Source organism: Streptomyces sp. WAC05292, assembly GCF_003949955.1.
GTDB lineage: Bacteria > Actinomycetota > Actinomycetes > Streptomycetales > Streptomycetaceae > Streptomyces > Streptomyces globosus.
The window spans coordinates 1-8,600 of record NZ_RPSE01000274.1; the positions used below are offsets into that span (position 1 = coordinate 1).

General features: G+C 73.9%; 6 protein-coding genes. 1 reads left to right on the top strand and 5 read right to left on the bottom strand.

What is annotated here, in order from left to right; all coding sequences use genetic code 11:
• From EF903_RS23540 to hutU, 3 genes are all read right to left on the bottom strand, one after another.
• The coding region (locus tag EF903_RS23540) for a formimidoylglutamate deiminase (RefSeq protein WP_185902785.1) at nt 1–1,447 on the bottom strand (1,447 nt) is incomplete at its 3' end.
• Entirely contained in the window at nt 1,438–2,628 is a 1,191-nt protein-coding gene (locus EF903_RS23545) for an allantoate amidohydrolase (protein WP_125546286.1), read from the bottom strand. The genes EF903_RS23540 and EF903_RS23545, both read right to left, overlap by 10 nt.
• 17 nt (nt 2,629–2,645) lie before the next feature.
• Nucleotides 2,646–4,319 (bottom strand): urocanate hydratase, encoded by a 1,674-nt coding sequence (hutU, locus tag EF903_RS23550; RefSeq protein ID WP_125546281.1) that lies wholly within the window; start codon nt 4,317–4,319, stop codon nt 2,646–2,648.
• 105 nt (nt 4,320–4,424) lie between these two features.
• On the opposite strand from hutU, the gene EF903_RS23555 reads away from it, so the two are divergent.
• On the top strand, nt 4,425–5,777 hold the full coding sequence (locus EF903_RS23555) for a diaminopimelate decarboxylase (protein ID WP_125546282.1): 1,353 nt from the start codon (nt 4,425–4,427) through the stop codon (nt 5,775–5,777).
• Between the two features lie 11 nt (nt 5,778–5,788).
• Here the strand turns inward: EF903_RS23555 and EF903_RS23560 are convergent, their stop codons facing one another.
• Together EF903_RS23560 and EF903_RS23565 are read right to left on the bottom strand one after the other, a co-directional pair.
• Entirely contained in the window at nt 5,789–6,637 is an 849-nt protein-coding gene (locus EF903_RS23560; protein ID WP_125546284.1) for a MurR/RpiR family transcriptional regulator, read from the bottom strand.
• A gap of 406 nt (nt 6,638–7,043) precedes the next feature.
• The gene (locus EF903_RS23565; RefSeq protein ID WP_125546290.1) at nt 7,044–8,426 is read right to left on the bottom strand and encodes a cystathionine beta-synthase; all 1,383 of its coding nucleotides are present in this window, start codon (nt 8,424–8,426) and stop codon (nt 7,044–7,046) included.
• Nucleotides 8,427–8,600 lie beyond the last annotated feature (174 nt).

Here is an 8,600-nt window from a genome sequence, read left to right on the forward strand (position 1 = left end):
CACCTCGGACGCGCACACCCCCTCGTACGCCGACTACGTCGCCGCCCTGCGCGAGGCGGTCCCGGCGCTGTTCGACGGCTCGTACGGGCTGGTCACCGAGTTCGGGCGGTCGCTGCTGGCCAAGCACCGACGGGACGTCGGGGATCAGGGTGTGGGCGCCGTCGCGGACGATGTGCCGGCCGCCGACCACCGTGTGGCGGACGTCCGCGGCCGAGGCCGCGAACACGGCGGTCTCGGCTCCGAGCCTCGGCAGGGGCCCGGCCGTGCGGACGCTGTCCAGGGCGACGGTGGTGAAGTCGGCCAGGGCGCCCGTTTCGAGGCGGCCCGCGTCCGGGAGGCCCAGCGCCGCGTGGCCGTCCGCGGTGGCGGCGGTGAGCAGCGCGTTGGCGGTCCAGTGGCCTCGCGTCCGGCTGCGGAGCCGCTCGTCCAGTTCCATGGCCCGCGCTTCCTCCAGCAGGTCGATGACGGCGTGGCTGTCGCTGCCCAGCGACAGCGGGCTGCCCGCCTGCTGGAGGCGGACCGCCGGCCCGATGCCGTCGGCGAGGTCCCGCTCGGTGGTGGGGCACATGCAGGTGCCCGTCGCGGCGGCGCCGAGGAGCGCGATGTCCTCGTCGGTGAGGTGTGTGTTGTGGACGCCGGTCGTGCGCGGCCCGAGCACCCCGTGGTCGGCGAGCAGCCGGGTGGGCGTGCAGCCGTGGGCGGCCCGGCAGGCGTCGTTCTCGGCGGTCTGCTCGGAGAGGTGGACGTGCAGCGGGGCCTGGCGGTCCTCCGCCCAGCGGGCCACCGTGCCCAGCTGGTCTGCGGGTACGGCGCGCACCGAGTGCACGGCCGCGCCGATCAGGGCGTGCCCGCGCGGCTTCAGGGCCGAGGCGCGTTCGGCCCAGGCGTCGGCGGTGCCGTCGGAGAACCGGCGCTGGTGCTCGGTCGGGGCCTGGCCGAAGCCGGAGGAGAGGTAGGCGGTGTCGAGGAGGGTGATGCGGATGCCGGCGGCCGCGGCGGCTTCGATGAGGGCTTCGCCCATGGCGTTGGGGTCGGCGTACGGGGTGCCGTCCGCCTGGTGGTGGAGGTAGTGGAACTCGCCGACGTTGGTGATGCCGGCGAGCGCCATCTCGGCGTACACGGCGCGGGCGAGGTCGTGGTACGTCTCGGGGGTGAGGCGGTGGGCGACCTTGTACATGACGTCGCGCCAGGTCCAGAAGGTGCCCGAGCCGACCTGTACGGTGCCGCGCAGGGCCCGGTGGAAGGCGTGGGAGTGGGCGTTGGCGAGGCCCGGGAGGGTCAGGCCGCGCAGGACCTCCGCGCCGGGGGGCGGGGCGGCGGCCCCGGTCCGCAGGGCGGCGATCCGCCCGTCGCCGGACACGTCGAGGGCGACGCCCGGCTCGACATGGGTGCCGAGCCAGGCGTGCTCCAGCCAGTACGTCTTCACCGTGCGCGGGGTCAGTGACACGCCAGGCCTTCCAGTACGTCGGCGAGGGCGAGGACGCCGGCGACGCAGTCGTCCTCGGGGGCGGACTCCAGCGGGGAGTGGGAGACGCCCGTGGGGTTGCGTACGAACAGCATCGCGGTGGGGACGGACGCGGAGAGGATTCCCGCGTCGTGTCCGGCGCCGGTGCCGAGGACGGGCACGGAGCCGCCCAGGATCCGGTTGATCTCGTCGCGCAGGGCGTGCTCGAACTCGACGACGGGGGTGAAGGACTCGCGGACGACGGCGAGGTCGACGCCGTCCTTGTCGGCGCGCTCGCGGGCGGCCTTCTCGATGGCGGTGACCACGGTGTCGAGGGTGGCCTGGTCGGCGGCGCGGGAGTCGAGCCAGCCCCGTACGAGGGAGGGGATGGCGTTGACGCCGTTCGGCTCGACGGAGACCTTGCCGAAGGTGGCGACGGCTCCGGCGAGCGCGGCCTCCGTACGGGCGGCCAGGACGGTCTCCGCGTAGGTGAGCATCGGGTCGTGCCGGTCGACGAGGCGGGTGGTGCCGGCGTGGTTGGCCTCGCCGCGGAAGTCGAACCGCCAGCGGCCGTGCGGCCAGATGGCGGAGGCGATGCCGACGGAGTCGCCGGACAGGTCGAGGGCGCGGCCCTGTTCGACGTGGAGTTCGACGAAGGCGCCGATACGGGCGAGCCGTTCGGGGTCGGGTCCGATGGCGTCGGGGTCGTATCCGGCGGCCTCCATGGCCTGGGGCAGGCTGATCCCGTCGGCGTCGCGCAGCTCGTACGCCTTCTCCTTGGTCAGCTGCCCGGAGGCGAGGCGGGAGCCGACGCAGGCGAGGCCGAAGCGGGCGCCTTCCTCGTCGCCGAAGTTGACGATGGCCAGGGGCCGCTTGAAGGAGGCTCCGCGGGCGCGGAGCTCGTCGAGCGCGGCGAAGGCGGAGACGACACCGAGGGGGCCGTCGAAGGCGCCGCCGTCGGGGACGGAGTCGAGGTGGGAGCCGGTGACGACGGCGTCTCCGGCGGCGGGGTCGCCGAGCCAGGCCCACTGGTTGCCGTTGCGGTCGGTCTCGACGTCGAGGCGGCGGGCCTCGGCCTGCATCCGGAACCAGAGCCGGCAGTCGGCGTCGGCGCCGGTCCAGGCGTAGCGGCGGTAGCCGCCGGAGGCGTCGCTGCGGCCGAGGGGCCGCAGCGACGCCCACATGGCGTGGAAGCTCTGGCTCACGCGGAGGCTCCGGCGTCGCCCTCGCGCATCGGGACGCGCACGCCCTTGGCGTCGGCCACGGACTCGGCGATGTCGTAGCCGGCGTCGACGTGCCGGATGACGCCCATGCCGGGGTCGTTCGTGAGGACGCGGCGGACCTTCTCGCCGGCCAGCGGGGTGCCGTCGGCGACGGTGACCTGGCCGGCGTGGATGGAGCGGCCCATGCCGACGCCGCCGCCGTGGTGGATGGAGACCCAGGAGGCGCCGGACGCGACGTTGACCATGGCGTTGAGCAGGGGCCAGTCGGCGATGGCGTCGGAGCCGTCGAGCATGGCCTCGGTCTCGCGGTACGGGGAGGCGACGGAGCCGCAGTCGAGGTGGTCGCGGCCGATGGCCAGCGGGGCGGCCAGTTCGCCGCTCGCGACCATGTCGTTGAAGCGCTCGCCGGCCTTGTCGCGCTCGCCGTAGCCGAGCCAGCAGATGCGGGCGGGCAGGCCCTGGAAGTGGACGCGCTCGCCGGCCATCTTGATCCAGCGGGCGAGGGACTCGTTCTCCGGGAACAGGTCGAGGATCGCCTTGTCGGTCTTGGCGATGTCCGCGGCGTCGCCGGAGAGGGCGGCCCAGCGGAAGGGGCCCTTGCCCTCGCAGAACAGCGGGCGGATGTAGGCGGGGACGAAGCCGGGGAAGGCGAACGCCCGGTCGTAGCCGGCGAGCTGCGCCTCGCCGCGGATGGAGTTGCCGTAGTCGAAGACCTCGGCGCCGGCGTCCATGAAGCCGACCATGGCCTCGACGTGCTTGGCCATCGACTCGCGGGAGCGGGTGGTGAAGCCGGCCGGGTCCTTGGCCGCGTAGGAGGCCATGTCGTCGAAGTCGACGCCGACCGGCAGGTAGGCGAGCGGGTCGTGCGCCGAGGTCTGGTCGGTGACGATGTCGATGGGGGCGCCCTCGGCGAGCATCTGCGGGAGCAGTTCGGCGGCGTTGCCGAGGAGGCCGATGGAGAGCGGCTTGCGCTGGTCGCGGGCCTCGGTGGCGAGCTGGAGGGCGTGGGCGAGGGAGTCGGCCCTGACGTCCAGGTAGCGGTGCTCGATGCGGCGCTCGATGGCGCGGGGGTCGCAGTCGATGCAGATCGCGACGCCGTCGTTCATGGTGACGGCGAGCGGCTGGGCGCCGCCCATGCCGCCGAGGCCGGCGGTGAGGGTGATGGTGCCGGCGAGGGTCCCGCCGAACTTCTTCGCGGCGACGGCCGCGAAGGTCTCGTACGTGCCCTGGAGGATGCCCTGGGTGCCGATGTAGATCCAGGACCCGGCGGTCATCTGGCCGTACATGGTCAGGCCGAGGTGCTCCAGGCGGCGGAACTCCTCCCAGTTGGCCCAGTCGCCGACGAGGTTGGAGTTGGCGAGGAGGACGCGCGGCGCCCACTCGTGGGTCTGCATGACGCCGACGGGGCGGCCGGACTGGACGAGCATCGTCTCGTCCTGCTTGAGGGTGCGCAGGGTGCGGACCATGGCGTCGAAGGACCGCCAGTCGCGGGCGGCCTTGCCGGTGCCGCCGTAGACGACGAGCTTGTCGGGGTGCTCCGCGACCTCGGGGTCGAGGTTGTTCTGCAGCATCCGGAGGGCGGCTTCCTGCTGCCACCCCAGGGTGCTGAGCTCGGTGCCTCGCGCGGCCCGTACGGGGCGGGGTCCTGACATGGCGATGCCTCCAGACGCTTTGGGTAATTCCATTCACATCCTCTCCGGCTGAATACTTCCAGTCAACAGCTGCGGGCGGGCGCGCCGGGTGGTGGGATGGCGGACATGGCTGCCGACACGCACGCGCAGGGCGCCGCCGAGCGCCGGGACCTGGCCGTCCGGGCCGCCGTCGAGCAGGGCCTCGTGGGCGGGGCGGACTCCGCGCCGCCGCTGGTCTGCCTGCTCGACACCGCCGGGATCCGCGCCTCCGCCGAGGCCCTGGCGGGCGCTTTCGCGGCGGCCGTGGCGCCGGGGACGCCCGTCCTGCACGCCTTCGCGGTCAAGGCCGCGCCGCTCGTCCCCGTCCTGCGGCTGCTCGCCGGCTGCGGTCTGGGCTGCGAGGTCGCCAGCCCCGGCGAGCTGGCGCTGGTCAGGGCCGCCGGGGTGGGCCCGGAGCGGACGGTCCTGGACTCCCCCGCCAAGACGGCGGCCGAGCTGCGCGAGGCCCTCGCCCTCGGGATCGCCGTCAACGCCGACAGCCGGCAGGAGCTGGAACGCCTCGACGCGCTGGTGGCACAGCACCCGACGGCCTCCCCGATCGGCGTACGGATCAACCCCCAGACGGGCGCCGGCGCCATCGACGCCCTCTCCACGGCCACCGCCACCTCGAAGTTCGGCATCGCCCTGCGCGACGAGGGCGCCCGCGCCTGGCTGGTGCGCGCCTTCCTGGACCGCCCCTGGCTGACCCGGCTGCACGCCCACTCGGGCTCCCAGGGCGTCCCGCTGCCGCTGATCGCCGAGGGCGTACGGGAGCTGCACGCGCTCGCCGAGGAGATCAACGCGGCGGCCGGGCGCCGCCAGGTCGACACCCTCGACATCGGCGGCGGCCTGCCCGTCGACTTCACCTCGGACGCGCACACCCCCTCGTACGCCGACTACGTCGCCGCCCTGCGCGAGGCGGTCCCGGCGCTGTTCGACGGCTCGTACGGGCTGGTCACCGAGTTCGGGCGGTCGCTGCTGGCCAAGCACGGCCTGGTCGTGGCGCGCGTCGAGTACACGAAGACCACCGGCGGGCGGCCGATCGCCCTGACCCACGCGGGCGTCCAGCTGGCCACCCGCACGGTCTACGCGCCCGCCGCGTGGCCGCTGCGGATCCTCGCCTACGACGGCAAGGGCGCCCCGAAGCAGGGCCCGCCCGTCGCCCAGGACGTGGCCGGCCCGGCCTGCTTCGCGGGCGACCTGCTGGCGACCGCCCGGGAGCTGCCCGAGCTGGCGCCCGGCGACCTGATCGGCGTCCCCGACACCGGCGCGTACTTCTTCACGGCCCACTACGGCTACAACAGCCTGCCCCGGCCGGCCGTCCACGGCTTCACCGTGGACGCCTCGGGCGGGGTGTCCTTCCGCACGGCCCGCCGGGCGCAGACCATGGAGGACCTGGCGGCGGAGGCCGGCGCGGACCTGGCGGAGCCCCTCGGCTGACGCGCCCCGGTCTACTCGACGAACAGGCCCCGGGCCGCGGCCCGCGCGTCGAAGGCCTCCAGCCGGGCCTGCGCGTCGGGCAGGGCGTCGGCCATCGCCTCCAGCAGCACCCGCCCCAGCAGCATCGGCGCGCAGGCGGTGTCGAAGGCCAGCCCGGTACCGACCGGCGCCGGGATCAGCAGGTCGGAGACGCGGGCGACGGGGGCGAACGGCGACTCGGCGACCGTCACCACCGTCAGCCCCGCCTGCCGGGAGTGCTCCAGCGCCTCGGCCACCTCGCGGGGGTGGCGGGGCAGGGCGAAGCACAGCAGCGCGGAGGCGCCGGCGCCGGCGGCCGCGTCGATCCGGTCGGCGAGCATGGAGCCGCCCTCGTCGAGGAGCCGCACGTCCGGGTGGACCTTGGCGGCGAAGTACGCGAACCCGCGCGCCTGCGAGGACGCCGCCCGCAGCCCCAGCACGGGCAGCGGAACGGACGCGGCGAGCAGCCGGCCCGCCTCCTGGACCGGCGAGGGGTCGGCGAGCATGGCCGAAAGCCTCCGCAGGTTCTCGATCTCCCCCTGGACGGCCTGCTGGTACTCGTTGTAGGCGTCCTCCTGCTGCTCCTCCGCCCGCTCGGCGGGCGGGGCCACCTCCCGCAGGTGCCGGCGCAGGGCCGGGTAGCCGTCGAAGCCGAGGGCCACCGCGAACCGCGTCACCGAGGGCTGGCTGACGCCGGCCAGTTCGGCGAGCTCCACGCTCGACAGGAACGGCACCTCGGTGGCGCCGCGGACCATGCAGTGCGCGATCCGCCGCTGGGTGGGCGTCAGCCGGTGCCCCTCGAACAGCCTCTGCAGGCGCGCCGCCGGGCTGTCGCTCGTCATCCCGACCCTCCGTCCCCGTAAGTATTCAGTCACGGAGCACTCTGCATGCGTCTATGCAGGCGGGGCAACCCGCAGCCGCTCCGCGAGACGCGCGGGCGGGGCGCGGAGGGGGAGAACCGGGGCCGGAGGACGCGGGGACCGCCGCACCCTCGGGGTGTGCGAGGGGCGGGACGACGGCGGTCCCCGCGCGGGACACGGGCCGGGTCAGGGCCGTCCGCGTCCGTGGCGCCGCAGCTCCGGGAGCCGCTCCGGAGGTGTGCAGACGCCGTTCCGTGGCGCCGGCCGGGGCCCTCGCCCCCGCCGACACCCACCACTGTGCCCCGCGCGTGTTAAGCCGGTGCTGCCGCCGCGTGACGGGCCCGTGCCGATCGCACGAAGCCCCGGCCCGCGGCCGGCGGCACCGCTGTCACGCGTTCTTCGCGAGGAACGCGAGCAGGTCCTGGCGGCTGACGACGCCGGTCGGCTTGCCCTCGACCAGCACGATCGCCGCGTCGGCCTTGCCCAGCGCGGTCATCAGGTCGGAGACGGGCTCGCCGGAGCCGACCTGCGGAAGCGGCGCGCTCATGTGCTTCTCCAGCGGGTCGCTCAGCGCGGCGCGCTGCGCGAACAGCGCGGCGAGCAGCTCCTTCTCGACGACGGAGCCGATGACCTCGGCGGCCATGACGTCCGGGTGGCCGGCGCCGGGCTTGACGACCGGCATCTGGGAGACGCCGTACTCGCGCAGCACCTCGATGGCCTCGCCGACGGTCTCCTCCGGGTGCATGTGCACCAGGGAGGGCATGTCGCCCTCCTTGTCGGCGAGGACGTCGCCGATGCGGGCGGCGGGGCCGGCCTCCTCCAGGAAGCCGTGGCCGGCCATCCACTCGTCCGAGAAGATCTTGCTCATGTAGCCGCGGCCGCTGTCCGGGAGCAGCACGACGACGACGTCGTCCGGGCCGAGGCCCTCGGCGGCGCGCAGCGCGGCGACGACGGCCATGCCGCAGGAGCCGCCGACGAGGAGGCCCTCCTCCTTGGCGAGGCGGCGGGTCATCTGGAAGGAGTCCTTGTCGGACACCGCAATGATCTCGTCGGCCACGTTCCGGTCGTAGGCGGTCGGCCAGAAGTCCTCGCCGACGCCCTCGACGAGGTACGGGCGGCCCGAGCCGCCGGAGTAGACGGAGCCCTCCGGGTCGGCGCCGATGACCTTGACCTTGCCGCCGGACGCCTCCTTCAGGTAGTTGCCGGTGCCGGAGATCGTGCCGCCCGTGCCGACGCCCGCCACGAAGTGCGTGATCCTGCCCTCGGTCTGCTCCCACAGCTCGGGACCGGTGGTCTCGTAGTGCGAGCGCGGGTTGTTCGGGTTGCTGTACTGGTCCGGCTTCCAGGCGCCGGGCGTCTCGCGGACGAGGCGGTCGGAGACGTTGTAGTAGGAATCCGGGTGCTCCGGGTCGACCGCGGTCGGGCAGACCACGACCTCGGCGCCGTACGCCCGCAGCACGTTGATCTTGTCCATCGACACCTTGTCAGGACAGACGAAGATGCACTTGTAGCCCTTCTGCTGGGCCACGATGGCGAGTCCTACACCGGTGTTGCCACTGGTCGGCTCCACGATGGTGCCACCGGGCTTGAGAGCACCGCTCTGCTCGGCGGCCTCGATCATCCGGAGGGCGATGCGGTCCTTCACGGAGCCGCCGGGGTTGAAGTACTCGACCTTGGCAAGGACGGTGGCCTGAAGGCCTTCGGTCACGCGGTTGAGCTTCACCAGCGGGGTGTTGCCGACGAGGCTGATCATCGAGTCGTGGAATTGCACCATGTTCTCCAGGGATGGGACTCCACGGGTTCTCCGGGAGACATGGCCAGAGTATGCGGAAAGGGATTGGCCGACGGGCGGTACGGGGCAGGAAGGTCGACGAGGACGGAGGTGGCGTGAAGGGTGTCCAGAGCAAGGACGGCCCGCCGGATCGCGGCGGGGGCGGCGTACGGC

What these genes read in the sequence shown, in the direction of transcription:
- EF903_RS23545 (WP_125546286.1), bottom strand. Translation starts at nt 2,628, where the DNA reads ATGTGGGCGTCGCTGCGGCCCCTCGGCCGCAGCGACGCCTCCGGCGGC.
- hutU (WP_125546281.1), bottom strand. Translation starts at nt 4,319, where the DNA reads ATGTCAGGACCCCGCCCCGTACGGGCCGCGCGAGGCACCGAGCTCAGC.
- EF903_RS23555 (WP_125546282.1), top strand. Translation starts at nt 4,425, where the DNA reads ATGGCTGCCGACACGCACGCGCAGGGCGCCGCCGAGCGCCGGGACCTG.
- EF903_RS23560 (WP_125546284.1), bottom strand. Translation starts at nt 6,637, where the DNA reads ATGACGAGCGACAGCCCGGCGGCGCGCCTGCAGAGGCTGTTCGAGGGG.